Source organism: Streptomyces sp. BBFR2 (assembly GCF_044497305.1).
Taxonomy (GTDB): Bacteria; Actinomycetota; Actinomycetes; order Streptomycetales; family Streptomycetaceae; genus Streptomyces.
In genome coordinates, this window is the sequence record NZ_CP172415.1 from 3,718,685 (window position 1) to 3,744,525 (window position 25,841).

Below are 25,841 nucleotides of genomic sequence, written 5' to 3' on the forward strand. Positions count from 1 at the left end.
CGCTGGTCAACTGCGATTTTAACCCGTCCCTTGCGGCGACCCGCCGACGGGTGGTGAGAGAAGTCTCCCCGGGCCCTGTCGGCGGGTCGCACAAGGGGCAATTTCCAGCCAGATTTCGGGCACCGACGCGGTGCCCGGCCGCGCCAGGCGACATTCCGGTACCGGCGAGGGTGTGTTTCCGGCCTTGCGCGGAAACACACCCCCGGCGCGGCCGGCCGTCGGCGTCAGCCGCGCCGGGCCTCCGCCATCCGCTGCTCCGCCAGCCGGTCCGCCGCCGCGACCGGCGGGATGCCGTCCGTCTTCGCACGAGCGAATATCGCCAGCGTGGTGTCGAAGATCTTCGCCGCCTTGACCTTGCACCGGTCGAAGTCGAAGCCGTGCAGCTCGTCGGCGACCTGGATGACACCGCCGGCGTTCACGACGTAGTCCGGCGCGTAGAGGATGCCGCGGTCGGCGAGATCCTTCTCGATACCGGGGTGGGCGAGCTGGTTGTTGGCGGCGCCGCAGACCACCGTGGCGGTCAGCGCGGGCACCGACACGTCGTTCAGCGCACCGCCCAGCGCACACGGCGCGTAGATGTCCAGACCCGGCGTACGGATCAGCGCATCGGTGTCGGCGACCGCGGTGACCTGCGGGTACGCCGCGAGCACCCGCTCGACGGAGGCGTCGCGCACATCCGTGACGACGACCTCGGCGCCGTCCTCCACCAGATGCCCGACGAGGTGGTACCCCACCTTGCCGACCCCGGCCACGGCGACCTTGCGGCCACGCAGCGTCGGGTCGCCCCACAGATGCTGCGCCGAGGCGCGCATGCCCTGGAACACGCCGTACGCGGTCAGCACCGAGGAGTCACCGGCGCCGCCGTTCTCCGGGGAACGGCCGGTGGTCCACTTGTTGGTGCGCGCCACGACGTCCATGTCCGCGACGTAGGTGCCGACGTCGCAGGCGGTGACGTACCGGCCGCCGAGCGAGGCGACGGCGCGCCCGTAGGCGAGCAGCAGCTCCTCGGTCTTGACGGTCTCCGGGTCGCCGATGATCACGGCCTTGCCGCCGCCGTGGTCCAGCCCGGCGAGGGCGTTCTTGTACGACATCCCGCGCGAGAGGTTCAGCGCGTCGCGCACCGCCTCCTCCTCGGAGGCGTACGCGTGGAAGCGGGTGCCGCCGAGGGCCGGGCCCAGGGCGGTGTTGTGCAGCGCGATCACGGCCTTGAGGCCGCTGGCGCGGTCCTGGCAGAGCACGACTTGCTCATGGCCGCCCTGCTCCGTACGGAACAGGGTGTGCAGCGCGCCGTCGGCGGGGGGTGCCGCCGGTGCGGGCTGCTCGGGGGAGGAGGGACGTACGTCGGTCACGGTGGTGACTCCCATAGGCCGCGGAGGAACGCCCTCCTGTGGGGTGGGGAGGGCCGGTCGGGAAGAGCGTAAGACCTCCGGGGAGCGAAGATCGGCCCTGTCCACGGGATGACCCACTCGCGGGGGACGGACGTGCGACGATTTGCCGTGTCCCGGGCCCGGCGGGGCCGTGGCCTCCGGTAACTCCCGGTGGTGGACTTCCCTTTGAAGGAGCGCGCGTGGCCCTGGCGTCGTCGGTGACGGTCCCGTATGCGGCGTACCTGCGGGTCTACGAGCCGCTGGCAGCTTTCCCGGAGCCGGAGCGCTCCCACTGGGCGCGGTACGCCAGGCGCGAGTCCACCCCGACGGCCCAGGACGAACAGCGCAAGGCCCTCGCCGACCTGCTGCCGACCCCGCCGGTCCCGGTCCCGGTGCACGAGAGCGCCGACGCGTTCGTCGCCCACGTCGACGAGGTGCCCTGCATCTGCCCGTGGCGCACCCGGCTGCGTGGCTGGCAGGCGCTCCAGGGCCTGCCAGAGCTGCTGCCCGCGCCGGTGCTGGACGCCGCGCTGCCCCCGGTGGTGCGCCTCCAGGCCGCCACCGACTACGAGGAGTGGCAGGAGCGCAACCCGGACGCCCGCCCCTGGATCCGCGGTGCCACCTGGCACGTCCCGGTCCGCTGGTTCGTCCTCTTCGACGACGCCGAGCGCGAGTACGAGCCGAAGGGCGCCGACGGGCCGCTGCTGCGCTACCGCACCCCGATGGTCGAGGCCCGCCGCCGGGTCGCGCGCGGACTGCGCACGCTGCGCGACGCCTTGGAGGAGGGCCCGCTGATCGACGGCCTGCTGGACGTGGGCCGGTGGCTGGAGGAGTTCCACCCGCGCTCCCTGGTGGAGCTGGATTACGGCGGGCTGGTCCACACGGTCTCCGAGCGGCAGCTCGCCGAGGACCGGTCGGCGGCGGAGGTGGCGCAGGGGCTGGCGGCACTTCGCGACGGCGACGGTGAGCGCGCGGGCGCCGCGTACGAGAAGTTGAGCGACCGGTGGCGGGCGGTGCGGGAGCGGCAGTTCTCCAGCTAATCCCCGGTCGGCCGGGGGCGGGCCGGGGGAGTGGGCCCTGTCGGGCGGCCGCGGCTTTCGCGCCGCCGCGGCCGGAACGCGGCGCAGGTCCGGGTGCGGGCGCCGGGACACGAGATGATCTTGAAAGCGGGCGTCGTCGCGTAGGCTGGTGCTCTCCAGGACGTAGGTCCCGATCCGGGCGTTTGCCTCAGTAGTGACCTAAAGCACTGACAACGGGCCTTGCGCCCAAGCCATATCCTCGTGCCAAAATAGGACAAGGAGTCTGACTTGGGCTCCTTCCGCTCTATTTTGGGTGGAGAGATCGGTATTGCGCTCCTTGAGGGGTCTAGTGACGCGTGATCACCCTGTGACTGATCGTCACGGTGGCGTGACTGTCCGCTATGACATGGTCCATCGGCTTCCGTCGAGGTTGAACACCTGAGAGGGCAATTCCATCGGTTTGGCCGACGTGGCTGGACGGATGGTGTAGTTGTAGTGCCGAGGACAAGCCGTTCGTCCTATAACCGACTCGGCCCGCGTCCGCCATTTCGGGCAACGCGGGTCAAGGTGCAGAATTTAGAGGAAAGAACCGTGATGGTTCGGTTCTCCCGAGGAGGCCGCTCATGACCGCTCGCACCCCTGACGCCGAGCCGCTGCTTACCCCCGCCGAGGTCGCCACGATGTTCCGCGTGGACCCGAAGACGGTGACCCGTTGGGCCAAGGCAGGCAAGCTCACGTCCATCCGCACGCTCGGAGGACACCGGCGTTACCGCGAGGCTGAGGTCCGCGCACTGCTCGCGGGCATTCCGCAGCAGCGCAGCGAGTCCTGAATAACCGCATAGCCGGGCTGTTTTCGGGGCCCCCAACCCGTAAAACACCCATGTAGCACCCTTAGCTCCACATAGCTCCATACGACGCGGCGCCCGCCCCAACGGGCCCACACCCGCAGCAGTTGGGTACGTCATCGATCGCGCTGGACTCCGCCGGGTCCAGCGCGATCTTTTTTGTGCGCGCGCTCCGGGGCCTCTCGCCGGCGCGGACCCCGCCCGTCGCGCCGCGCTCCCCGGCGCCCGCACAGGGGCCCTTCGCGGGCCCTGCGGACCGCTCCGTGGACAGACCCTGCGGTCTCCTTTCGGGTGGTCCCGAGGGCGGTGCAATTGCACATATTAAATGGACCAGTTGTAGGGCGAGGGTAAGTTCCCCGCATCTGGAAACTTGTGCGGTGACACCCGTCACACCGTGGAGAGGTTGAAGCTCCGCTTGCCTCTGCGGTAAAGGCCGGTTCGTCCGATGTGCTGTCACCAGCCTCCCACCGCAAGGGCGGTGACGATGCCTCCTTTGGTCATCAGGTGGCGGGACTTTGGGCCTTCGGCTCACGCGCCCCGTGAGCGGCCCGCGGCGCGCCCGGAGCGGAAGTTGGACGCCGCACCCGCCGAACGGCCCGCAGGCGCCCGCTGAGCCGCCCGGGGCGCCCGGTCGCGGAGAGAGGCAGGCCCCACGGCCGGTGGCGACAGGCGGGCGGGACTGCGGGGCGGTGGTGAGGGAGGGAGCGGATCCAGGGACGGGCGGCCGGAGGGGGCCCCGGAGTGACGGTCCGTAGAGCCGGATGCCGCCCCGGGGTGCTCGTCCTGACGGCTCGCCCCGAGGTGGCCGTCCGCCGGATGCTCCGCGCTCGGCGTTCGCACGGAAACCGACCGCGGTACGGAAACCGGCCGTCGTACGGAACCGATCGCCCCAGGGGGAGCGGTTCCGGAAAACGGGCGGTGGAGAGCGGGCGGGGCGGTGGCGCGGAAACGAGGAACGGCCCGCATCCTTATCGGATACGGGCCGTTCTGCTGCGGTCCTGACGGGATTTGAACCCGCGGCCTCCACCTTGACAGGGTGGCGAGCACTCCAAACTGCTCCACAGGACCTTGCTGCCGCTTCCGCTTGCGCGGTCGCTGCGAAGCAAGACTCTACAGCAGGTCAGGGGGTGCGGTCGAACCAGGCTCCGGGCGGTGCCCCGCCCGGCGTACGAGGGGCGTTCCGGGGCCCCTGCGGGCGGGTGCGCGGTGCCCGGAGCGGCGCGTACCGGAGCCGGTGCCCGGCCCGGGGCCGAGGGGCCCCGCCGCCGTCGGCTCCGGGCGACCGGGCTACGGTGCCGCCGCGTCCACGGCCTTGACGATGCGCTTGTCGGAGATCGGGTACGCGGTGCCCAGGGCGTGGGCGAAGTAGCTGACGCGTAGTTCCTCGATCATCCAGCGGATCTCCCGGGCCGCCGCCGGGACCGGGCGGCCCTGGGGGAACTGCTCCAGGAGCCAGGCGTACTCGTCCTGCATCTCCTTGACCTTCGCCATACGGGCGCGGTCGCGTTCGGCGTTGGTCGGGAGCTGCTGGAGGCGGCGGTCGGCGGCGACCAGATAGCGCATCAGGTCCGGCAGCCGCTTCGCGCCGTGTGCGGTGACGAAGCCGGGCTTGATGAGCGCGGCGAGCTGCTCCTTGATGTCGGTGAGCGACGGCAGCAGCGAGGGGAACGAGGTGTCCTTCAGGCGCCGTTCGCACGCCTGCCAGGCGGCCAGCACCTCCTGGACCTGCCCGATCGTCTTCATCGTCGCGTCCACCAGATCGGCCCGGACGCCGTCGAACAGCTTCCGGAACGACTCCTCGTCCCAGGCGGGGCCGCCGCGCGCGGCCATCAGCCGGTCGGCGGCGGCGGTCACGCAGTCGTCGAAGAGCGCCGGGATGGAGCCGTGCGGATTGCGGGACAGGGCGAGCTTCTGCTGGTTGCTCAGCTTCGACTGGGCGAACTTGGCGGGGTTGGAGGGGATGTTGAGCAGGATGAGGCGGCGGGTGCCGGCCCACATCGCGGTCAGTTGCTCCGCCTCGGTGTCGAAGAGGCGGACGGCGACGCTGCTGCCCTCGTCGACCAGCGCAGGGTACGCCTTCAGCGGCTGGCCGGCCCGGCGCGTCTCGAAGGTGCGGGGCAGGGCGCCGAGCGTCCAGGAGGTCAGGCCCGTGCGCTGTTCCAGGCCGGGGAGGGCCGGACCGTCGCCCTTGGTGCCCTTGCCGCCCTGGGCGGGGCGGTCCGCCGCCTGCTCGAACGCCTTGGAGATCGCGGCGCGGGTCTTCGGCTTGAGCTGCAGCCGCAGCGCCTCCAGGTCCTTCGCCTCGGCCAGCTTGCGGCGCCGTTCGTCCACCACCCGGAATGTGATCTTGAGGTGGTCGGGGACCTTGGCGGTGTCGAAGTCGTCGGCGGAGACCGGGACGCCGACCATCCGCTGGAGTCCGGCGGCCAGCGACGCCGTCAGCGCGCCCTGGAGCGGGACGGTGGTGTCGAGGAAACGGGCCGCGAAGTTCGGCGCGGGCACGTAATTACGGCGGATGGGCTTGGGCAGCGAGCGGATCAGCTCCGTCACCAACTGCTCGCGCAGGCCCGGGATCTGCCAGTCGAAGCCCTCGGACGCCACCTGGTTGAGCACCTGGAGCGGGATGTGGACGGTGACGCCGTCCGCGTCCGCGCCGGGCTCGAACTGGTAGGTGACCTTGAACTTCAGCTTTCCCTGCCGCCAGGAATCGGGATAGTCGTCCTTGGTGACGGCTTCGGCCGATTCGTTGATGAGCATCGAATGCTCGAAGTTGAGGAGTTCGGGCTCCTCCTGGCGCTTCTTCTTCCACCAGGCGTCGAAATGCGCACCGGAGACGATGTCCGCCGGAATGCGCTGGTCGTAGAAGTCGAAGAGGGTTTCGTCGTCGACGAGGATGTCGCGGCGGCGGGCACGGTGTTCCAACTCCTCGACCTCGCCGAGGAGTTTGCGGTTGTCGTGGAAGAACTGGTGGTGCGTGCGCCAGTCACCTTCCACCAGAGCGTTACGGATGAACAGATCGCGGGAGGTCTCCGGGTCGATACGGCCGTAGGCGACCTTGCGCTGCGCGACGATCGGGACGCCGTAGAGCGTGACCCGCTCGTACGCCACCACCGCGGCCTGTTTCTGCTCCCAGTGCGGTTCGCTGTAGGTGCGTTTGACCAGGTGCTGGGCGAGCGGTTCGATCCACTCCGGCTCGATCTTGGCGTTGACGCGGGCCCACAGCCGGGACGTCTCGACCAGCTCGGCGGACATGATCCAGCGCGGTGGCTTCTTGAACAGCGCGGAGCCGGGAAAGACCGCGAATTTGGCGCTGCGGGCACCGAGATATTCGTTCTTCGCGTCGGTGTCCTTCAGCCCGATGTGCGAGAGCAGACCGGCCAGCAGCGACGTATGGATGTGGTCGGGCGCCGCGTCCTGTTCGCTGAGGTGAATTCCCATGGTCTTGGCGACCGAACGCATCTGGGAGTAGATGTCCTGCCATTCGCGTATGCGCAGGTAGTTCAGGAATTCATTGCGGCACATACGGCGGAAGGCGGAGGAGGAGAGGGCCTTTTGCTGCTCGCGTACGTAGCGCCAGAGATTCAGGTACGCGAGGAAATCTCCGCTCTCGTCCTTGAACCGGGCGTGCTGCTGATCGGCCTGCTGCTGCTTGTCGGAGGGCCGCTCGCGCGGGTCCTGGATGGAGAGCGCCGCCGCGATGACCATGACCTCGCGGACGCAGTTGTTCCGGTCGGCCTCCAGCACCATGCGCGCCAGCCGCGGGTCGACCGGTAGCTGGGAGAGCTTGCGGCCCATCGGGGTGAGCCGGGGGCCACCGCCCTTCGCCGCGCCGTCCTTCGCGCCGCCGGAGCCGCCCTTCGTACGGGCCTCCAGCGCGCCCAGCTCGTGCAGCAGGTCGACGCCGTCCTTGATGTTGCGGCGGTCAGGCGGGTCGATGAACGGGAACTTCTCGATGTCGCCGAGGCCGGCGGCGGTCATCTGGAGGATGACGGAGGCGAGGTTGGTCCGCAGGATCTCCGCGTCGGTGAACTCGGGACGGGAGAGGAAGTCGTCCTCGGAGTAGAGGCGGATGCAGATGCCGTCGCTGGTACGGCCGCAGCGGCCCTTGCGCTGGTTGGCGCTGGCCTGCGAGACCGGCTCGATCGGCAGCCGCTGCACCTTGGTGCGGAAGCTGTAGCGCGAGATGCGGGCCATACCGGGGTCGATGACGTACCGGATGCCGGGCACCGTCAGGGACGTCTCGGCGACGTTGGTGGCGAGCACGATGCGGCGGCCGGTGTGGCGCTGGAAGACGCGGTGCTGCTCGGCGTGGGAGAGGCGGGCGTAGAGCGGGAGCACTTCGGTGGCGCGGAGGTTCTTCTTGTTGAGCGCGTCCGCGGTGTCGCGGATCTCGCGCTCGCCGGAGAGGAAGACGAGGATGTCGCCGGGGCCCTCGGCCTGGAGTTCGTCGACGGCGTCGCAGATCGCGGTGATCTGGTCGCGGTCGCTGTCGCTGCCGCCCTCCTCCAGGAGCGGGCGGTAGCGGACCTCGACCGGGTACGTCCGGCCGGAGACCTCGACGATCGGGGCGCTCGGCGCCTCCTCGTCCCCGGCCGGGCGCGGCGCGTCCGGGCCGACCGCCGCGAAGCTGCCGAAGTGCCGGGCGAAGCGCTCCGGGTCGATCGTCGCGGAGGTGATGACGACCTTGAGGTCCGGCCGCTTGGGCAGCAACTGGGCGAGGTAGCCCAGGAGGAAGTCGATGTTGAGGCTGCGCTCGTGGGCCTCGTCGATGATGAGGGTGTCGTACTGGCGCAGCTCGCGGTCGGTCTGGATCTCGGCGAGCAGGATGCCGTCGGTCATCAGCTTGACGAGGGTCTCGCCGCCGACCTGGTCGGTGAAGCGGACCTTCCAGCCCACCGCCTCGCCCAGCGGCGTGTTCAGCTCCTCGGCGACGCGCTCGGCGACCGTACGGGCCGCGATCCGGCGCGGCTGGGTGTGGCCGATCAGCCCGCGGACGCCGCGCCCCAGCTCCAGGCAGATCTTGGGGATCTGGGTGGTCTTTCCGGAGCCCGTCTCACCGGCGACGATCACGACCTGGTGGTCGCGGATCGCCTCCAGGATTTCGTCCTTCTTCTGGCTGACCGGAAGCTGTTCGGGATAGCTGATCGCGGGCACGGCGGCGCGCCGGCGGGCGACGCGCTCCTCCGCCTCCGCGACCCCGTCGGCGATCTCGGCGAGGACGGCCGTACGGGCCTCGGGCTTACGGATGCGCCGGGCACCGTCGAGCCGCCGCCCCAGCCGCTGCTGGTCGCGCAGCATCAGCTCGGGCAGCCGCTCCAGGAGAGCGGGGAGCGTGGGCGCGGCCGCGGGCGCGGCGGAGGCGCCGTCGGGCAGGGCGGAGGCAGGCTGACTGGACATACGCGTCCCAGGATCTCACCTCCCCGATTCGGCTGGCGAACGATTTGCCGGAGCGGGCGGGGCGCCCCGGGCGGGCGCGCCCGCGACCACCCCCGGAACCCACTTGCACGGGTATATCCGTATTACGTGCTTTAGCGTGTTCGCATGGCTGATCAGCACGGCGCCCACGGCCCGGACGGCACGCCCCCGCGCGGCGGGCCGGAACCGTACGACGGGACGGACGGGCACGACGCCCCCGGTGACGGCACCGGGGCGGGGCCCGCGCACGGGGCCCACGGCCGTCCCGCGACCGCCGCGCAGCACTGGCACGCCTTCAGGACCTCACCGTTCTTCCCCGCCTGCGTCCTCGTCGTCATCCTCGCGGCGGCCGCCGGGCTCTTCGCCGGCTCGTACACGTACACCATGGCCAATCCGACGCCGCGCCATGTGCCGACGGCGATCGTCGGGCGGGCGGCCGCCCCCGGCGGCGGGCCGACGCGCGAGAAGATCTTCATCGACGGCATGGAACAGGCGCTGAACGCCTCGCTGCGGCTCACCGTGTATCCGACGTACGCGCAGGCCAGGAAGGCGGTCGAGGAGCAGCGGGAGTTCGCGGTCGTACGGTCGCGCGGGGCGGGTGTGGAGCTGGACGTGGCGGGCGCCGCGGGCGCGTCGGTGGCGGAGCTGCTGGCCACGGCGGGGCCGAAGGTCGGCCGGGCGGTCGGGGTGCCGGTCCGCGTCCAGGACATCAAGCCGCTCCAGAAGGGCGACCCGCGAGGGCTGGCGCTCTTCTACATCTCGCTCGCCGCGGTGATCATCGGCTTCGTCGGCGCGATCCAGCTCAGCGTGCACGCCCGCGCCCTCAACCCGGCCGAACGGATCGCCTTCACGATCGCCTACGCGCTGCTCGGCGGCTTCGCCATCGCCGCGATCGTCGACTGGTGGCTGGGCGCGCTCAGTCTGCCGTTCGTGCACTCCTGGCTGATCCTGGCGTTCACGATGTTCACGTCCGGCATGGTCTTCACGATGTTCAACACCCTGATGGGCCGTTGGGCGATGATCCCCACCTGGGGCGTGATGGTGCTGCTCGGCAACCCGTCCTCGGGCGGCGCGGTCTCCTGGCCGCTGCTGCCGTCGGCGCTCGGCCACATCGGCCGGTGGCTGCCCCCGGGCGCGTCGGTCAACGCCCAGCACACCGCGGTCTACTTCGGCGGCTCCCGGCACCTCTTCCCGTATCTGGTGCTGGCCGGCTGGGCGGTGGTGTCCTGCACGGTCTTCTGGGTGTGGCGCCACCGTCATCCGGGCGGCCGGGAGACGGCGAAGCCGCCCGCGCACGCGGCGGAGTGAGCGGCGCCCGTGCCGCACACGAAGAAGGCCCCGATCCGAAGATCGGGGCCTTCTCCCAATGGGTGTGGCTGGGGCCGGGGTCGAACCGGCGACCTATCGCTTTTCAGGCGATCGCTCGTACCAACTGAGCTACCCAGCCGCAGCGGTCCTGACGGGATTTGAACCCGCGGCCTCCACCTTGACAGGGTGGCGAGCACTCCAAACTGCTCCACAGGACCTTGCATTGTGCGGAACGACGTGAATCATTCTCGCACACGGTGTTGCGTGCCCCCAACGGGATTCGAACCCGTGCTACCGCCTTGAAAGGGCGGCGTCCTGGGCCACTAGACGATGAGGGCTGATGGCCCGCCTTGGCGTCGTTACCGGCGCCGTCGGGGACGTGAGAAGCATATGGGATGGGAGGACCGTTCGCCAAAACGGTTGACCTGGCGTCGCCGCGACGACCTGTGGCGGGGCACCGCGGCGCCTTTCGGGGACGGGCCCGGGGGCGCGCCGGGGGCGGCGCGGTAGGGCGGTGGGGGCGGACAATGGCCGGGTGCTGGAAATGACGCGCGAGGAGTTCGAGGAACTGGTCGCCGAGGCGCTCGACCGGATCCCGCCGGAGCTGACCCGGCTGATGGACAACGTGGCGGTCTTCGTCGAGGACGAGCCGCCGTCCGACGATCCCGATCTGCTCGGGCTCTACGAGGGGACGCCGCTGACCGAGCGCGGTGAGTGGTACGCGGGCGTGCTGCCCGACCGGATCACCGTCTACCGGGGGCCGACGCTGCGGATGTGCGACACCCGGGAGGACGTCGTCGCCGAGACCGAGGTGACGGTGGTGCACGAGATCGCCCACCATTTCGGCATCGACGACGAGCGGCTGCACGCGCTCGGGTACGGCTGAGGGGTGCGGGGGCGTGCCGGGCCGCGCGGGTGGACGGTGTCCCGTCGCGGATGCCGGATGCGGGCCGGTGTGCGGGCGCGTCCCGGATCGGGGCGGTGCGGCGCGTGTCCTCGGGCGGGGCGCGGGAGTTGGGCAGGGCGTCCCCCGCTCTTCCAGCCGGCCGCGCCGACGTCTGCCGCCGTCCGCGCCCCGGGCCCGGAGGCCCCCCGTGCGACCGAACCCCGCGATCCCCGCGCCAGTGGCGGACGCCGCCCCGCCGCTCCCCGGAACGCCCCGCGCCGCGTCAACGCCCGCGTCCCGTAAGGACGGTGGGCCGGTGCGCCGGGCCGTCGCCGCGGTGGCCGCGGTCGCGTCGCTGGCCGCGCCGCTCGCCGGATGTGTGAGCGTGAGCGGGCATGTGCCGCGGCCGGTGGGGAGTGCCGCGCCGCGCGGCGGGACGGAGGGCAGGGCGCCGCGCGCGCCGGGCGGGCTCACGGTCGACGGCAGCGGCTCGGGGCCGCACCGCATGGGGCGGCCCGTGGCCACCCCGGGGGCGGGGGAGCGCGGCGCGGGCCGCCCTGGGGAGGACGGGGCCGGGCGTACACCGGGGGCGGAGACCGCCGCGTCACCCGTGTCGTCCCGGACCGCCGATGTGCCGCAGGGCGGGGCGGGATCTCCGGCGGGGCCGCCGCCGTCGGCGTCGGGGCCGGTCGCCGGGCCCGCCTCGCCCGCCGGGCCGACGCCGCCGGCCACGCCGGGCAGCCCCGTACCGCCGTCCGGTGACGCGGGGACGCCGACCGCCGGGGCGTCCGGGCCCACGCCGCAGGCGCCGGGGCCGCTGCCGGACGTGCTGCCGCCGGTGGGCTGAGGCGGCCCGGGCGCCGTAGGGGGCCGCGTCGGGTGCCACGTGCGTACGTGGGCGTCGTGACCCTGCCGCTGGGGGGCGCCCGGGCGGGCCGGTGTCGTGCCGGCGGGACGGCGGGGCCGCGGAGGTGGCCGGGTGGTCGCGGTCCGTGGCCGTATCGGGTGGGCCGGGAGCCATTTGCCTTACCGGGGTGGAGGTGCGTATGGTGGTAGATCGTTTGATCCCATTTGCCCGGCGCCAGAAAAGAAGCGCGCCGCGTGGCGCGTTCTCTCCCTTGCCGTGGCTGACCGCATTGAGGCGGTCTCTGTGAAACACACGGAGTTTGGGCGCGTGCCGAGACTCCGGAAGGTTTCGCATTTCGCATGTCCATTTCCACTGAACAGTCCGTCCTGCCCGCAGACGACGAGCAGGCCGTGACGGCGCTCCCCGCCGAGGCCGCCGAGCAGACCCCCGAGGCCCCTGAGGCCCCCGAGGCCGTCGCGGAGGCCGCCGCCGACGAGGAGCCGCAGATCACCTTCGCGGACCTCGGTCTCGACGAGAAGATCGTCCGCAAGCTCGCGCAGAACGGCGTCACCACGCCGTTCCCGATCCAGGCGGCGACCATCCCGGACGCCATCGCCGGGCGCGACATCCTCGGCCGCGGCCGTACCGGCTCCGGCAAGACCCTCTCCTTCGGTCTGCCGCTGCTGACCCGCCTGGCCGGCGGCCGGACCGAGAAGAAGCGTCCCCGCGGCGTCATCCTCACCCCCACCCGTGAGCTGGCCATGCAGGTCAGCGACGCGCTCCAGCCCTACGGCGACGTCCTCGGCCTGAAGCTGAAGGTCGTCTGCGGCGGCACGTCCATGGGTAACCAGATCTACGCCCTGGAGCGTGGCGTCGACATCCTCGTCGCCACCCCGGGCCGGCTGCGGGACATCATCAACCGCGGAGCCTGCTCGCTGGACGAGGTCGAGGTCGCCGTCCTCGACGAGGCCGACCAGATGGCCGACCTGGGCTTCCTGCCCGAGGTCACCGAGCTGCTCGACCTGGTGCCGACCGGCGGCCAGCGGATGCTCTTCTCCGCCACGATGGAGAACGAGATCGGCACGCTGGTCAAGCGGTACCTGAACGAGCCGGTCAGCCACGAGGTCGACAGCGCCCAGGGCAACGTCACGACCATGACCCACCACGTCCTCGTCGTGAAGCCGAAGGACAAGGCGCCGGTCACCGCCGCCATCGCCGCCCGTAAGGGCCGCACCATCATCTTCGTCCGCACCCAGCTCGGCGCCGACCGCGTCGCCGAGCAGTTGCGGGACGCCGGTGTGAAGTCCGACGCGCTGCACGGCGGTATGACGCAGGGCGCGCGGACCCGCACGCTGGCCGACTTCAAGGACGGCTACGTCAACTGCCTGGTCGCCACCGACGTCGCCGCGCGCGGTATCCACGTCGACGGCATCGACCTGGTCCTCAACGTCGACCCGGCCGGTGACCACAAGGACTACCTGCACCGTTCCGGTCGTACGGCCCGTGCGGGCCAGTCCGGCACCGTCGTGTCGCTGTCCCTGCCGCACCAGCGGCGCCAGATCTTCCGGCTGATGGAGGACGCGGGCGTCGACGCCTCGCGCCACATCGTCGGCGGTGCCGGCGCGTTCGACGACGACGTCGCCCGGATCACCGGTGCGCGCTCGCTCACCGAGGTGCAGGCCGAGTCGGCCGCGAACTCCGCCAAGCAGGCCGAGCGCGAGGTCCAGGAGCTGACCCGGGAGCTGGAGCGGGTGCAGCGCCGCGCCGCCGAGCTGCGCGAGGACGCGGACCGGCTGACCGCCCGCGCCGCCCGTGAGCGCGGCGAGGACCCGGCCGAGGCGCTCGCCGCCGTCGCCGCGACCGTGGAGGCCGCGGCCGCCGAGGTCCCGGCCCAGGCCGACGACGCCGAGGACCGCCGCCCCGCCGAGCGCACCCAGCAGCGCGACGACCGCGGCAACTACGAGCGCCGCGACCGCCGTGACGACCGTTCCGGTGGCCGTTCCTTCGACCGCCGTGACGACCGGTCGGGTGGCCGTTCCTTCGAGCGTCGTGACGACCGTTCCGGTGGGCGTTCCTTCGACCGTCGGGATGACCGTCGTGACGAGCGTTCCGGTGGCCGCTCGTTCGACCGCCGTGACGACCGTTCCGGTGGGCGTTCCTTCGAGCGTCGTGACGACCGGTCGGGTGGCCGTTCGTTCGACCGCCGCGATGACCGTCGTGACGAGCGTTCCGGTGGCCGTTCCTTCGACCGTCGGGATGACCGCCGTGACGACCGGTCGGGTGGCCGTTCCTTCGACCGCCGTGACGACCGTTCCGGCTTCAGCCGTGACCGCGGTGACCGTCCCAGCCGTCCGTTCAACCGTGACGAGCGTTCCGGGGGCCGTTCCTCCGGTGGCTACCGTTCCGGTGGCGGCGACCGTCCGTTCAACCGTGACGACCGCTCCGGTGGCCGTCCGTCCGGTGGTTACCGTTCCGGTGGCGGCGACCGTCCCTACGCCCGCCGAGACGACCACCGTGGCTCGGGCGCCGGTACCGGTTCCTTCGGCCGCCGTGACGACAAGCCGCGCTGGAAGCGCAACGGCTGACCGTAGCTGACCCCGGACACCGCGCCGCCGTGAGACGGCGCCACCGGTCCGCCCGCAGGGCCCGTACCGCACGCAAGTGCCGTACGGGCCCTGTGCGTTGAGCCTTTCGGCGGGGCGCGTCCGCGCCGGCTCGGGCCGCCGCGGGGTGCCTCGGACGGCAATACCTTCGGGCGGCGGGAGGGTGTCGGGCTATGCTGCTCGGTGCGGGCCATTAGCTCAATTGGCAGAGCAGTGGACTTTTAATCCATTGGTTCAGGGTTCGAGCCCCTGATGGCCCACCGGATGCGGTGCGTTGTAGCGCCGCTGACCTGCGAAGGAGCGCCTCACCCGGGATTCACCGGGTGGGGCGCTCCGGCTTTCCGGCCGCTTGCGTGCGCGATGCGTGCGCGGACGGCCCGGCGGGCCGCACGCCGGATGCCGTACGCGCCCGGGGCGTCAGGCGTCGTCGGCGGTTCGGGCGGTGCGGGCGCGGAGGGTGGCGGCGAAATCCTCGGCGCGGGCGAGTTGGCGGCGCAGGTCCTCGATCTTGCGGGCGGCGGCGGTCTCGTAGCCGCGTACGCGCTCCAGGAGCTGTGCGCGTTCGGCGGGGTCCGGGGCGTCGGGGGCGTCGAGGCGGTCGGTGGCGGTCAGCAGGTCGCGCATCTCGTCGAGGGTGAAGCCGAGGGGTTTCATCCGGCGGATGACCATGAGGCGGGCGACGTCGGTCTCGGTGTAGAGGCGGAAGCCGCCCTGGGAGCGGGCCGAGGGGGTGACCAGGCCGGTCTCCTCGTAGTGGCGGATGGTGCGCAGGGAGAGTTCCGTGCGCGCGGCGACCTCGCCGATCTGCATGTGTTCGCTGCTCACCTGGTGCGCCCTCTCGCGGCCGGGCGGCGGGGAGGCCGCCGCCGATCTCTACCCTAACGTCAGGGTAGAGTTGGTGTCCGGGGAGAGCGTGACGCCCTCCCCGTGTGTGCGGGCGCGCCCCGCGCCGTCCGCCGTGCCGGGACGGAAGGCCGTTCCCGGTGAGCACCGCCGAGTCCGGGAGCGCGCGCATGTCCAGGATGCCGGGCGCCGTCTGCCCGCCGTGATCCGGCGTCACCGCTGATCAGCCGGGGTGTGCGCGAGCCCGAGCCCGCGCGCCCCGGATCTTTCGCCCGCGTGTTGTGCCGCGCGGCCTCCGCGAGGGCGTTCCGGCCCCGCGCCACTTCCGTGCGCCCGCCGGGGCGTGCCCGAGCCCGACAGGTGACCACCTTGCCCCTCTCCGTACCGTCCGTGGCCGCGCGTCCGCGTCCGGGCCGTCCGCCCTGGCTCTCCCCGAGTGTCTTCCGGGTGGAGGTCCTGGCGGGTCTGGTCGTCGGTCTCGCGCTGATCCCCGAGGCGATCTCCTTCTCCGTCATCGCGGGCGTCGACCCGAAGGTGGGGCTCTTCGCCGCCTGCACCATGGCGATGGTGATCGCCTTCGTCGGTGGCCGGCCCGCGATGATCTCCGCGTCCACCGGCGCGGTCGCGCTGGTCGTGGCGCCCGTCGCCCGGCAGCACGGGCTCGGGTACCTGATCGCGACCGTCATCCTGGCGGGTGTCTTCCAGATCGTTCTGGGGGCGCTGGGGGTGGCCCGGCTGATGCGGTTCGTACCGCGGTCGGTGATGGTCGGGTTCGTCAACGCGCTGGGGATCTTGTTGTTCACCGCGCAGATCCCGAATCTGCGCGGGGTGCCGTGGGCGGTGTATCCGCTGGTCGCCGCGGGTCTGGCGCTGATGGTGTTCTTCCCCAGGATCACCCGGGCGGTGCCCGCGCCGCTGGTGTCGATCGTGGTCCTCACGGTGATCACGGTGGCCGCCGGGATCGCGGTGCCCACCGTCGGCGACAAGGGGCGGCTGCCGTCGTCGCTGCCCGTTCCGGGGCTGCCTGACGTGCCGTTCACCGGTCACACGTTGACGGTCATCGCGCCGTACGCGCTGGCGATGGCGCTGGTGGGGCTGATGGAGACGCTGATGACGGCCAAGCTGGTGGACGAACTCACCGACACCCGCTCGAACAAGACGCGGGAGTCGATCGGTCAGGGCGTCGCCAACATCGTCACCGGGTTCTTCGGCGGGATGGGCGGCTGCGCGATGATCGGCCAGACGATGATCAACGTGAAGAACGGCGCCCGGACCCGGCTGTCCACCTTCCTCGCGGGCTTCTTCCTCCTGGTCCTCTGCATCGCCCTCGGGCCGGTCGTGTCCGAGATCCCGATGGCCGCGCTGGTCGCCGTGATGGTGCTGGTCTCCGTCGGGACCTTCGACTGGCACTCGGTGCGGCCCGCGACGCTGCGGCGGATGCCGTTCGGCGAGACCGCCGTCATGGTGCTGACCGTCGTGGTCGTGGTGGCCACCGGCAATCTCTCGATCGGGGTGGTCGTCGGTTCGGTCACCGCGATGGTGATCTTCGCGCGCCGTGTCGCCCGGCACGCGGACGTCACGGCGGTCACCGATCCGGACGGTGGTCAGGTCGTCTACGCGGTGACCGGCGGGCTGTTCTTCGCCTCCGCCAACGATCTGGTCACCCGGTTCGACTACGCGAACGACCCGGAGAAGGTGGTCATCGACCTGTCCGCCGCCCATGTGTGGGACGCCTCCTCGGTCGCCGCCCTGGACGCGGTCACGGCCAAATACGCGCAGCGCGGCAAGAGCGTCGAGATCACCGGCCTGAACGCGCCCAGCGCGGATCTGCACCGGACGCTCAGCGGCGCGGTCGCGGGCGGTCACTGACGGGCGGCCGCCCCGGGGCGCGGCGGCTGCGGGGCGGTACGCGTCAGGGGCGGGCGAGGCCCTCCACGCTCGGGGCCGGCCCGGTCCGGGACCGCGCCCGGAACCCCCGCGGGCCGGGCCCGGATGACCCGTCCGGCCCCCGTGAACTCGCCGTCCGGGCCCGGGGCGGACAGCCTTGGGAGGCCGGAGGAGCGGCCGGGAGCACGGCCGGCCGCGGGCAGGTGAGGCGGGAAGAGGCCGGTGCGGATGGGGCGAGGCGGGCGGGAGCGCACGGGCGACCGGGAGCGGTGGGCGCGGCGCGCGCAGATGTCGCCGGCCGGCCGCCGGGTGGCGCGCTGGCTGCCCGTGGCCCTGATCGTCATCGGCGTCGTCTTCGACAGCGTCACCCCCGCGCGCTACACCGCCTCGCCGTTCTTCTCGGCGGCGCCGCTGGTCGCCGCGCCGCTGTACTCGCTGCGGAACACGGCGCTCACCGCCCTCGCGGCGCTGCTCGGCCAGTTGACGGCGGCCCTCTACACCGACACCCAGGACACCAATCTCTCCGCCACCGAGGTCTTGACCGTCTTCGTCGTCGCCGTCCTCGCCCTCGGCATCAACCGCGTCGTACGCCTCTCCGACGCCCGGCTCGCCTCCGTACGCGATGTCTCCGAGGCGGCGCAGCGGGCCGTGCTGCCGACGCCGCCGGAGCGGATCGGGGGGCTGGCGGTCGCCGCCCGCTACGTGGGCGCGCAGGCCGACGCCCGGATCGGCGGGGACCTCTACGCGGTGCAGGAGACCCCGCACGGCGTGCGGCTGATCGTCGGTGACGTACGGGGCAAGGGGCTGGAGGCGGTCGAGGCGGCGGTGATCGTCATCGGCGCGTTCCGGGAGGCGGCGGAGCAGGAGGCGACGCTGGAGGCGGTGGCCGGCCGGCTGGAGCGGGCCCTCCAGCGGGAGGGGCGGCGGCGCGAGGGCCTGGACCAGTACGAGGGGTTCACCACCGCCGTGCTCGCGGAGATCCCGTCCGGGGAGCGCGCCGTGCTGCGCGTCCTCAACCGCGGGCATCCGCCGCCGCTGCTGCTCGCCCCGGACGGCGGGCTGCGGACGCTGGTGCCCGCGGTGCACGCGCTGCCGCTGGGGATGAGCGAGGTGGCCGGGTGGCCGGACCGGGCGGACGAGACGTTCTTCCCCGCCGGTTCGGTCCTGCTGCTGTTCACGGACGGCCTGACGGAGGCCCGCAACCGCGCGGGGGAGTTCTACGACCCGGTGGCCCGGCTGCGCGGCCGGGCCTTCCCCGGGCCGGAACGGCTCCTGGACACGCTGGTCACCGAGGTCGCCGCGCACACCGGCGGGGCGGGCGCCGACGACATGGCGCTGCTGGCGGTGCAGCGGCCGCTGGAGGAGTAGGGCGCGCGGGCGTGGAGCGTCGCGTGGGCGCGGCGGGGCGCGGGCGGAGCGGCGCCCGGCGCGCGGGGGGCTGGTGCGCGCCGGACGCGCGGGGGAGCCCTGGGACCGCACCCGCGCGCGGGGCGTACGGCCGGGCCCCGCGCGCCGGTGCCGCCTCCGGGTGCGGACCCCTACGCCACCCAGTGCAGGCTCTGGCCGTACGCCCCGGTCAGGGCCACCGGGCGGTCGTCCAGCGCGAGGGTCAGCAGCCGTTCCCGGTCGTCCGGGGCGAGGCGGACGGCGGACGGGGCGGGCCGCCACGGGGTGACGGAGTGGTGCTCCTGGGAGATCCAGTGGCCGCCGCCCGGCCGCCCGGCGAGCAGCGCGCGCACCCGGTCGGCGAACCGCTCCCGGTGCGCGGGCGGCAGCGCGGGCAGCACATCGGTGTGCAGGACGACGAGGGTGGCGTCCGCCGGGACCCGCGCCGCCAGTGCGGGCAGCTCCCCGACCAGGTCGCCGCGGACGATCTCGGGCCGCGGCGCCGCCCGTACCGCGTCCACCGCCGCCGTCAGCAGCCGCGCGCGCTCCGGGGTGCCCGGCCACACCAGGGACCGCAGCCAGCGCAGCGCCTCGGGGTCGCCCACCGGGTCGAGCGGGGCGGGATCGATGCCGCCGCGCCACACGATCTCCGGCAGCCGCGCGGGCGGCGCCGCGTCCGCCTCGGCCACCCGGTTCTCCCGTCCGACGCGGCACCGGAAGGTGACCGGGCTGTCCGGGGCGCCGAGGGTGTGCGTCTCCGGGGGCGCGGCCGGCCCGGGCGTCCCCGGGGCGGCGGGCTCGTACGCGTACCGGTAGCGGTCCGGATGGAGGCAGAGGCCGGCCGAGGTGCCCAGCTCCAGGAGGGCCAACGGGCCGCGGAGGCGGGCCAGGAGGGGCAGCAGGGCGGCGCAGCGGGCCGGTTCGCCGGTCCGGGGGGAGCGGCTCATGACGACGGCGCGGACCTCGTCCCAGTGCCGGATCGTCCACTCGCGCCAGCGGCCGTACGCCGGCTCGCCGCGCGGGCCCTGCTCGGCGTGCGGACCGTCGAGGTGGCGGACGGCCGCCAGCAGAAGGCCGGGGTGCTGCCTGTCGCCCGCCGGGAGGGACGCGGCGAGGAGTTCGCACAGCTCCTGGTCCTGCCCGATCCGCGCCGTCAGCTCCTCGTGGGCCGCACACCGGCCCCGCGCCTGCCACCAGGAGAAGTCCCGGTAGCGCGCTGCCAGGGCCGGTGCGTTGTTGACGAAGTCGACGACCATGATCAGACGCTACTTCGCTCACGGAGCGTGAGGGATACGCACCCCTCCGCATAACAAGTGATGCACAATCACGCGGAGGCCGTTTCGTGAGGGGCGGTCAACTCGCCCGTTTTTCACGGATGTTGCCCCGGAAAGTCTTGGCCAGGGAACGCGGTCGGGCGGAGCGGATTCACGGGAACGCTTGGAAAACGGCCGCGATCTCTATTACTGTCCGATAACGGAGCGCGGTCGTCCCAGCCGTCGCAGAGGCGGCACCGTGCCCCCACGCCGAATCCCGTACGCGCTCTTCAGGTACCCGGACATCCGGGCACACCGGTGGTCACTTCGCATACGGCGCTTCCGTGCACGCCGGTGCGCCGATATTTCGTGAACTGCCGTGATGTGTCCTGATGTTGTGCCGGGCGGCCCGAGCGGCGCGGAGGGAACCGGGGAACCACCACCATGGGGTGAATCGGACGCCTCGGCCAGAGGCCGCCCGTAGGAGACCTTCCTGCTCCGAACCCGTCAGCTAACCCGGTAGGCGCGAAGGAAGGAAAGGAGTGCGCCCCCGTGGCGTCCAACAGGCTTGCCCCCGAGGCCCCGTCCGCCCACCTCTCCCACGGCTTCGCCCCCGGGCCGACCGCCGCCCCGGCCGACACGGCGGTCTTCGCCCCGGGCACGTTCACCCAGGAGGGCCTCGCCGCCCAGGGCCCCGGCCCGTACGGCGCGGACGCCGGCGGGCCCGCGCCGCTGGAGACCGCGGGCGCGGCGGACGACGCCCCCGGTGAGTGGAACCCGACCGAGGAGTCCGTGCGGGCCGTCCGCGGCCGTCACCGTGTCGCCAAGCAGCGCGGCGGGCTGGCCCGCGGCGGCACGGTCCTCGGCGTCGGCGTGATCGCGGCGGTCGGCGCCGGCGGGATGGCGACCGCCGAGGAGAAGCCGCCGGTCCCGATCTCCGTACCGGACCTAGGCACCCTCGCCGCCGACGTCACCGGAGCGCTGCCGGACGCCGAATCGCTCCCCGGCATCGGGCCGTTGCTCGGCTCCTCCGACGACGCGGACACCACCACCGCGGCGCCGCTGTCGTCCGCCGGCCTCACCACCGAGGACGGCCGGGGGACGGGCGCCGGGGAGGCGCTGCGCAGCCGCATCCTCCAGCAGGCCGACAACCAGCAGACCGCCGCCGAGCGCGACGCCCGGGACGCCGCCGAACACACCGCCTTCGCCCAGGCGGAGAAGACCGCGGCGGGCGACCACCAGGACGCGGTGGCCGACGCGAAGGCGGAGCGGGCCGAGGCCGCGCGCAAGGAGGCGGCCGCCAAGGCGAAGCGCGAGGCCGAGGCCCGTGCCAAGGCGGAGGCGGCCCGCCTGGCCGAGCTGGCCAAGAGCTATCTGCTGCCGGTCACGTCGTACACCCTCACCGCGAGCTTCGGTCAGGCGGGCGACCGCTGGGCCGCCGACCACACCGGCCAGGACTTCGCCGCCCCCACGGGTACGCCGGTCAAGGCCGTGCACTCCGGCACCATCACGCAGGCGGGCTGGGCCGGTTCGTACGGCTACCGCATCGTCCTCACCCTCGACGACGGTACGGAGCTGTGGTTCTGCCACCTGTCGTCGATGGTGAAGACCGGCGGGAAGGTCTCCACCGGCGAGGTCATCGGCCGTGTCGGCGCCACCGGGAACGTCACCGGCCCCCACCTTCACCTGGAGGTCCGCCCCGGTGGCGGCGGCCCCATCGACCCGGTGCCGTGGCTGCGCGGGCGCGGGCTGCACGTCTGACCCCTGGGGGAGCCGGCTGATTCCGGGGGCGCCGTCGTCGGCGGGAGGTGCGGCGCCCGGGTGTCCGGCGCCGCGCCGGGGCGCCGTCGCGGTTCCGGGCGGACCGTGGTTGCCGGGGCGCGCGGGGCGCTGCCGTGCGCCGGGCGGGGGCCCGGGCACCTGGGGCGCGCACGGTGCCGGCGCGCGCCGGTCGTGGCCCCGGTCCTGGCCCCGGGCGAGGCGGCTCCCCGGGCGCCCGTCGCGGTGCCGTGGCGGGGCGCGGCGGCCCGTACGCCCGGCATACGGGACGGGCTCCTCCGGATGCCGCGCGCAGGAATATCTCCGCACGTCGTCACGCTGCACCTACGCATGACCACCACCACGCGTAAGCCCCTCGGCTCGCTCTCCGTCTCCCCGCTCTGCCTCGGCGGCAACGTCTTCGGCTGGACCGCCGACGAGTCCGAGTCCTTCGCCGTGCTCGACGCGTACGTCGCCGGCGGCGGCAACTTCATCGACACCGCCGACGTCTACTCGGCCTGGGTGCCGGGCAACAAGGGCGGCGAGTCCGAGACCGTCATCGGCGACTGGCTCGCCGCCCGCGGCAACCGCGACGATGTCGTCATCGCCACCAAGGCCGGCGCCCACCCCGACCTCAAGGGCCTGGCCGCCGACACGATCAAGAAGGCCGTCGAGGGTTCGCTGCGCCGCCTGCGTACCGACCACATCGACCTCTACTACACCCACTACGACGACGAATCGGTCGAGGTCGGCGAGTTCCTGACCGCCCTCGACGACCTCGTCCGGGCCGGCAAGGTCCGCGAGATCGCCGCCTCCAACATCTCCGCGGCGCGCCTGGCCGAGGCCCTGGCCTTCTCCGAGCGCGAGGGCCTCGCCCGCTACATCGCCCTTCAGCCGGAGTACAACCTGGTCTCCCGCGACACCTACGAGGGCGAACTGGCCGATGTCGCCGCCCGCCACGGCCTGGGCGCCGTCCCGTACTACGCCCTCGCCTCCGGCTTCCTGACCGGCAAGTACCGCCCCGGTACGGACGTCGACAGCGCCCGCGCCGGCAAGGCGGCCGCCCACCTCGCCACCGACCGCGGCGTCCGCGTCCTGACCGCCCTCGACACCGTCGCCGCCGCCCACGACGCGGAGATCGCCACCGTCGCCCTCGCCTGGCTCGCCGCCCGCCCCACGGTCACCGCCCCGATCGCCAGCGCCCGCACCACCGCCCAGCTCCCCGCCCTCCTGGCCGTTCAGGACCTCCGGCTCACCCCGGCGGAGCTGGAAGCGCTGGACGAGGCTTCGGCGTAACGGGGAGCGCCGGGCGGGAGATCCGGAAAGCACCGGGAAGCACCGGGAGGGAATCCCCATGGAGGAGGCACGCGGGCCGGACACGGCGCCCGCGCCGCTGCCCGCCGGCCGGCTGGCGGCGTACGCGGACGCGGGCGCGCGACTCGCCCTGCTGAGCGACCGCGACCTCGGCGCCGCGGTGGCCGCCGCCCCGGTGCACGGCTCGGGTGTCGGCGGCCGGCGGACGGAGATGGAGGCCGGGGGACGGCGGGTCTTCGTCAAACGGGTCCCGCTGACCGACCTCGAACTGCGGCCGGAACACGTCCGCTCGACCGCCAACCTCTTCGGTCTCCCCCTCCAGTACCAGTACGGGGCGGGCTCGGCGGGCTTCGGCGCCTGGCGGGAACTGGCCGCACACCTCATGACCACCGCCTGGGCCCTGCGCGGCGCGTACGCGGGATTCCCGCTGCTGTACCACTGGCGCGTCCTGCCGGACCGGCCCCCGGACGACTTCGCCGACCTGTTCGGCGGCGTCGCGGGAACCGTCGCCCACTGGGACGGCTCCGCCGCGGTACGCCATCGGCTGGAGGCCATCGGCAGCTCCTCGTCCAGCCTGGTGCTCTTCCTGGAGCATGTGCCCCGGACGCTCACGGACCACCTCGGCGACGTCCGGCGCGGCGCCTGGGCGGAGCCCGGCGGCGCGGCGCCCTACCTGTGGGCGGAGAGCGAGCTGCGGCGCGGCACCGAGTTCATGAGCGCCCGCGGGCTGGTCCACTTCGACGCCCACTTCCGCAACCTGCTCACCGAAGGCCGCCAGGTCTACTTCACGGACTTCGGCCTGGCCCTGAGCCGCGACTTCGACCTTTCCCCCGAGGAACACGCCTTCCTCACCGGCCACCTCGCGTACGACCGCTCCTACGCCCTCGGGCACCTGCTCCGCCACCACCTGCCGGAAGCCGTACGCGGCGACACCGATCAGGAAGCCTTCCTGAAAGCCTGGCTCGTGGGCCACCGCCCCGACGGCGTTCCCCCCGAAATCACCCAGCTCCTCGACCGGCACGCCCCGCATGCGGCAGTGCTGGCCGACTTCCACCGCCGCTGGTTCGAGGTGAGCAAACGGACGCCGTTCCCGGGCACTGAGATCGAGAGGGCGTTGAGGGCGAGCGGGTGTTGAGGCGAGGGGGCCTTGAGATCGAGGGGGTGTTGAGGGCGGTGAGGTGACGAGGGCCGAGGGCTGGCGGAGGGGCGGCCGAGGGCCGGGGCCTGAGGGCTCGGCCGGGTGAGCGGGCGGCCGGGCGGCCCGTTTCGACCGGCCGCCCCGTTTCGGCCGGGTGACCGGTTCGGTTGGGGTGACCGGTTCTGTCGGGGCGGGCGCCTGGCTGGGCTTCGGTTCGGCCTTGCGGTTGTCCGGGCCGGGGCGGCCCAGCCTGGCTCGGTCCGGACCGGTCCGGACCAGCTCGGCCTGGCTTCTGCTTCAGTTGCGGCCTGGCTCGGTCCGGTCCAGCTCGGCCTGGCCCGGGGCCTGGCTTCTGCTTCGGTCGCGGCTCCGACTCGGGCCCGCGGTTGTCCGGCCCGGCCGCTCCGCGGCCCCCGGCCCTCCCCAGTCACCTGCCCCCGGCCGCCCCGCCCTGGTCACCCGCCCCAGGTCACCCGCGCCGGTCCGCCACCGCCCACGACGCCAGCGCCATACCGCCGGCCACCGCGAAGACCGACGGCCACGCCCCGATCTTCTTCGCCAGCGGATGCGACCCGGCGAACGCCGCCACATACGCCCCGCCCAGCGCCGCCGCGGCCTTCCCGCCGGCCTTCTCCTGCCACCCCTTGGCCGCCACCGCCCCGGCAGCAGCCAACGCCACCCCACCCAGAGGCCGCTTCTTCGTCCACCGAGCCACGGCGTAACCACCCACGAGACCGGTCGCGGCCACCGCTGCTGTCGGAATGTTTGCCATCACTCATGCCTCTCGTTCACAGCTTTGATAAGCGTCTCGCTAACGGACTTTACGCCCGTGTCACTGAACCTGGGCGGGCTGCCCACCAGGGCAAGGAACGCAGGAGCGCTACGCCGGCAGATGTCCGACAGGCACAAAGGCCTTGAGCGTTTACGAAGGTAGATGTGGCTCTGCGCACATCGCTCGTGAACGCGTGCCATTTCTCTGGTGAGTTGGCAAGATCAAGTCATGGCGAAGGAGAAGTCGGCACCCATTTGTTTTGGAACCCCTGAAGGGGTAACCGAGGGGCAGTGGTTCAAGGGGCATCAGGAACTGCACGATGCCGGAGTGCACCGCGAGTTGGGCAAGGGCATCTCGGGAACCGCTTCGGGCGGGGTTGATTCCATTGTCCTCTCCGGCGGATATGTCGATGATGTCTACGGCGAAGAAGAGATCATCTACACCGGCGAAGGATCCCGAGATAGGGAAACGGGGCGCCTCTATGCAGACCAAGACATGGCAAGTAGGGGCAACGCGGGGTTGTTGCTCAACGAGGCGCGTGGCCACGAAGTTCGCGTCATTCGCGGCCTGAAAATCAAGGGTAAGAAGCGGCGCAGGGCCACGGGTGGGTACGAATACTGCGGATTGTTCCGGGTTGCCGACCACTGGATGACCGTCGGGAAAGAAGGTTTTCTCGTCTGCCAGTTCAAACTGGTGAAGTTGAGTCCCGGTGAGGTTCCCGCCGCGAAGCCGATTTCCCTTCCGCAGGGCGAGAGCACCGCTGTTGAGGAAGTGATGCTTCGTGCTGTGGAGTACCAACGTCTGGTTCGGGACTCCAAGGTGGTCCGTGCCGTGAAGGAAATGTACGACAACACATGCCAGATATGTGAAAGTCGCCTCCAGGTATCCCCCGAGGGGGAGGCGTATAGCGAGGCCGCGCACATCCAGGCATTGGGTAAGCCGCATGGCGGGCCAGACGTACTGGAGAACGTTCTCTGCCTATGCGCTAACTGCCACGCACTGTTTGACCGGGGCGCGCTTCAGCTATCCGATCACCTTGAGGTGCTCGACGGGCTGACGCGGGAGATTAAAAGCAAGCTGACAAAGATCCGGGAGCACAACATCAAGATCGAGTATGTGCGCCAGCATCGGCAGCGTTGGGACGACCGCTTTAGCACGCCCCTCGATCGCGAAATGTGAGGGCGAAGAAGACAGCTCTGG

Annotated in this window: 16 protein-coding genes, 5 tRNA genes and 1 riboswitch; of the genes, 12 read left to right on the top strand and 9 right to left on the bottom strand. The window is 72.3% G+C overall.

Going from position 1 to position 25,841, the window contains the following annotated elements; translation table 11 throughout:
* Positions 1–224: 224 nt before the first annotated feature.
* Positions 225–1,364 (bottom strand): Leu/Phe/Val dehydrogenase, encoded by a 1,140-nt coding sequence (locus ACGH2B_RS14820; RefSeq protein WP_399088858.1) that lies wholly within the window; start codon positions 1,362–1,364, stop codon positions 225–227.
* 203 nt (positions 1,365–1,567) lie between these two features.
* Between ACGH2B_RS14820 and ACGH2B_RS14825 the strand changes: the two genes are divergently transcribed.
* On the top strand, positions 1,568–2,407 hold the full coding sequence (locus tag ACGH2B_RS14825; protein ID WP_399088860.1) for a hypothetical protein: 840 nt from the start codon (positions 1,568–1,570) through the stop codon (positions 2,405–2,407).
* A gap of 602 nt (positions 2,408–3,009) precedes the next feature.
* Positions 3,010–3,216 carry a developmental transcriptional regulator BldC gene (gene bldC, locus ACGH2B_RS14830; RefSeq protein ID WP_003980577.1) on the top strand — a complete coding sequence of 69 codons (207 nt, stop codon included), beginning with the start codon at positions 3,010–3,012 and terminating at the stop codon, positions 3,214–3,216.
* A gap of 1,008 nt (positions 3,217–4,224) precedes the next feature.
* Here the strand turns inward: bldC and ACGH2B_RS14835 are convergent.
* Together ACGH2B_RS14835 and hrpA are read right to left on the bottom strand one after the other, a co-directional pair.
* A tRNA-Asp gene (locus tag ACGH2B_RS14835) sits at positions 4,225–4,299 on the bottom strand.
* A gap of 219 nt (positions 4,300–4,518) precedes the next feature.
* The gene (gene hrpA / locus ACGH2B_RS14840; RefSeq protein ID WP_399088862.1) at positions 4,519–8,628 is read right to left on the bottom strand and encodes an ATP-dependent RNA helicase HrpA; all 4,110 of its coding nucleotides are present in this window, start codon (positions 8,626–8,628) and stop codon (positions 4,519–4,521) included.
* Between the two features lie 144 nt (positions 8,629–8,772).
* Here hrpA and ACGH2B_RS14845 point away from each other — a divergent pair, with 144 nt between their 5' ends.
* Positions 8,773–9,954, top strand: coding sequence for an ABC transporter permease (locus tag ACGH2B_RS14845; protein WP_399088864.1), 1,182 nt, complete (start codon positions 8,773–8,775; stop codon positions 9,952–9,954).
* Positions 9,955–10,019: 65 nt separating this feature from the next.
* Here the strand turns inward: ACGH2B_RS14845 and ACGH2B_RS14850 are convergent.
* The 3 genes from ACGH2B_RS14850 to ACGH2B_RS14860 form a co-directional block, all read right to left on the bottom strand.
* Positions 10,020–10,093: transfer RNA gene (locus ACGH2B_RS14850), tRNA-Phe, on the bottom strand.
* A gap of 4 nt (positions 10,094–10,097) precedes the next feature.
* Positions 10,098–10,172, bottom strand: a tRNA-Asp gene (locus ACGH2B_RS14855).
* A gap of 47 nt (positions 10,173–10,219) precedes the next feature.
* Positions 10,220–10,292, bottom strand: a tRNA-Glu gene (locus tag ACGH2B_RS14860).
* 197 nt (positions 10,293–10,489) lie between these two features.
* On the opposite strand from ACGH2B_RS14860, the gene ACGH2B_RS14865 reads away from it, so the two are divergent.
* From ACGH2B_RS14865 to ACGH2B_RS14875, 3 genes are all read left to right on the top strand, one after another.
* Complete coding sequence (locus ACGH2B_RS14865; RefSeq protein WP_345088685.1) at positions 10,490–10,840, top strand: metallopeptidase family protein; 351 nt, start codon at positions 10,490–10,492, stop codon at positions 10,838–10,840.
* Between the two features lie 1,206 nt (positions 10,841–12,046).
* On the top strand, positions 12,047–14,272 hold the full coding sequence (locus ACGH2B_RS14870; protein ID WP_399088866.1) for a DEAD/DEAH box helicase: 2,226 nt from the start codon (positions 12,047–12,049) through the stop codon (positions 14,270–14,272).
* A 205-nt stretch (positions 14,273–14,477) separates the two neighbouring features.
* Positions 14,478–14,550, top strand: a tRNA-Lys gene (locus ACGH2B_RS14875).
* A 157-nt stretch (positions 14,551–14,707) separates the two neighbouring features.
* On the opposite strand, the gene ACGH2B_RS14880 is transcribed toward ACGH2B_RS14875, so the two are convergent.
* The gene (locus ACGH2B_RS14880) at positions 14,708–15,115 is read right to left on the bottom strand and encodes a MerR family transcriptional regulator (protein ID WP_399088868.1); all 408 of its coding nucleotides are present in this window, start codon (positions 15,113–15,115) and stop codon (positions 14,708–14,710) included.
* 387 nt (positions 15,116–15,502) lie between these two features.
* Between ACGH2B_RS14880 and ACGH2B_RS14885 the strand changes: the two genes are divergently transcribed.
* Positions 15,503–17,002 (top strand): SulP family inorganic anion transporter, encoded by a 1,500-nt coding sequence (locus ACGH2B_RS14885; RefSeq protein WP_399088870.1) that lies wholly within the window; start codon positions 15,503–15,505, stop codon positions 17,000–17,002.
* Between the two features lie 246 nt (positions 17,003–17,248).
* The gene (locus ACGH2B_RS14890) at positions 17,249–18,388 is read left to right on the top strand and encodes a PP2C family protein-serine/threonine phosphatase (protein WP_399088872.1); all 1,140 of its coding nucleotides are present in this window, start codon (positions 17,249–17,251) and stop codon (positions 18,386–18,388) included.
* Between the two features lie 170 nt (positions 18,389–18,558).
* Here ACGH2B_RS14890 and ACGH2B_RS14895 read toward each other — a convergent pair whose 3' ends face one another.
* Entirely contained in the window at positions 18,559–19,662 is a 1,104-nt protein-coding gene (locus ACGH2B_RS14895) for a DUF2332 family protein (protein WP_399088874.1), read from the bottom strand.
* A gap of 385 nt (positions 19,663–20,047) precedes the next feature.
* Positions 20,048–20,199: riboswitch (cyclic di-AMP (ydaO/yuaA leader) on the top strand.
* A 12-nt stretch (positions 20,200–20,211) separates the two neighbouring features.
* Here ACGH2B_RS14895 and ACGH2B_RS14900 point away from each other — a divergent pair.
* The 3 genes from ACGH2B_RS14900 to ACGH2B_RS14910 all read left to right on the top strand — a co-directional run bounded on the left by ACGH2B_RS14900 (position 20,212) and on the right by ACGH2B_RS14910 (position 23,866).
* Positions 20,212–21,420 carry a M23 family metallopeptidase gene (locus tag ACGH2B_RS14900; RefSeq protein ID WP_399088876.1) on the top strand — a complete coding sequence of 403 codons (1,209 nt, stop codon included), beginning with the start codon at positions 20,212–20,214 and terminating at the stop codon, positions 21,418–21,420.
* Between the two features lie 348 nt (positions 21,421–21,768).
* Positions 21,769–22,713, top strand: coding sequence for an aldo/keto reductase (locus ACGH2B_RS14905; protein WP_399088878.1), 945 nt, complete (start codon positions 21,769–21,771; stop codon positions 22,711–22,713).
* A gap of 58 nt (positions 22,714–22,771) precedes the next feature.
* Positions 22,772–23,866: a protein kinase family protein gene (locus ACGH2B_RS14910; RefSeq protein ID WP_399088880.1), complete on the top strand. Its 1,095-nt coding sequence runs from the start codon at positions 22,772–22,774 to the stop codon at positions 23,864–23,866.
* Positions 23,867–24,338: 472 nt separating this feature from the next.
* Here the strand turns inward: ACGH2B_RS14910 and ACGH2B_RS14915 are convergent, their stop codons facing one another.
* Positions 24,339–24,641, bottom strand: coding sequence for a hypothetical protein (locus ACGH2B_RS14915; protein WP_399088882.1), 303 nt, complete (start codon positions 24,639–24,641; stop codon positions 24,339–24,341).
* A 228-nt stretch (positions 24,642–24,869) separates the two neighbouring features.
* On the opposite strand from ACGH2B_RS14915, the gene ACGH2B_RS14920 reads away from it, so the two are divergent.
* Positions 24,870–25,820: a YDG/SRA domain-containing protein gene (locus ACGH2B_RS14920; RefSeq protein ID WP_399088884.1), complete on the top strand. Its 951-nt coding sequence runs from the start codon at positions 24,870–24,872 to the stop codon at positions 25,818–25,820.
* Positions 25,821–25,841: the final 21 nt, after the last annotated feature.

Excerpts from the sequence above, each read along its gene's own strand:
- ACGH2B_RS14820 (WP_399088858.1), bottom strand. The coding sequence starts at position 1,364 with ATGGGAGTCACCACCGTGACCGACGTACGTCCCTCCTCCCCCGAGCAG.
- bldC (WP_003980577.1), top strand. The coding sequence starts at position 3,010 with ATGACCGCTCGCACCCCTGACGCCGAGCCGCTGCTTACCCCCGCCGAG.
- hrpA (WP_399088862.1), bottom strand. The coding sequence starts at position 8,628 with ATGTCCAGTCAGCCTGCCTCCGCCCTGCCCGACGGCGCCTCCGCCGCG.
- ACGH2B_RS14845 (WP_399088864.1), top strand. The coding sequence starts at position 8,773 with ATGGCTGATCAGCACGGCGCCCACGGCCCGGACGGCACGCCCCCGCGC.
- ACGH2B_RS14870 (WP_399088866.1), top strand. The coding sequence starts at position 12,047 with ATGTCCATTTCCACTGAACAGTCCGTCCTGCCCGCAGACGACGAGCAG.
- ACGH2B_RS14890 (WP_399088872.1), top strand. The coding sequence starts at position 17,249 with ATGGGGCGAGGCGGGCGGGAGCGCACGGGCGACCGGGAGCGGTGGGCG.
- ACGH2B_RS14895 (WP_399088874.1), bottom strand. The coding sequence starts at position 19,662 with ATGGTCGTCGACTTCGTCAACAACGCACCGGCCCTGGCAGCGCGCTAC.
- ACGH2B_RS14905 (WP_399088878.1), top strand. The coding sequence starts at position 21,769 with ATGACCACCACCACGCGTAAGCCCCTCGGCTCGCTCTCCGTCTCCCCG.
- ACGH2B_RS14910 (WP_399088880.1), top strand. The coding sequence starts at position 22,772 with ATGGAGGAGGCACGCGGGCCGGACACGGCGCCCGCGCCGCTGCCCGCC.
- ACGH2B_RS14915 (WP_399088882.1), bottom strand. The coding sequence starts at position 24,641 with ATGGCAAACATTCCGACAGCAGCGGTGGCCGCGACCGGTCTCGTGGGT.
- ACGH2B_RS14920 (WP_399088884.1), top strand. The coding sequence starts at position 24,870 with ATGGCGAAGGAGAAGTCGGCACCCATTTGTTTTGGAACCCCTGAAGGG.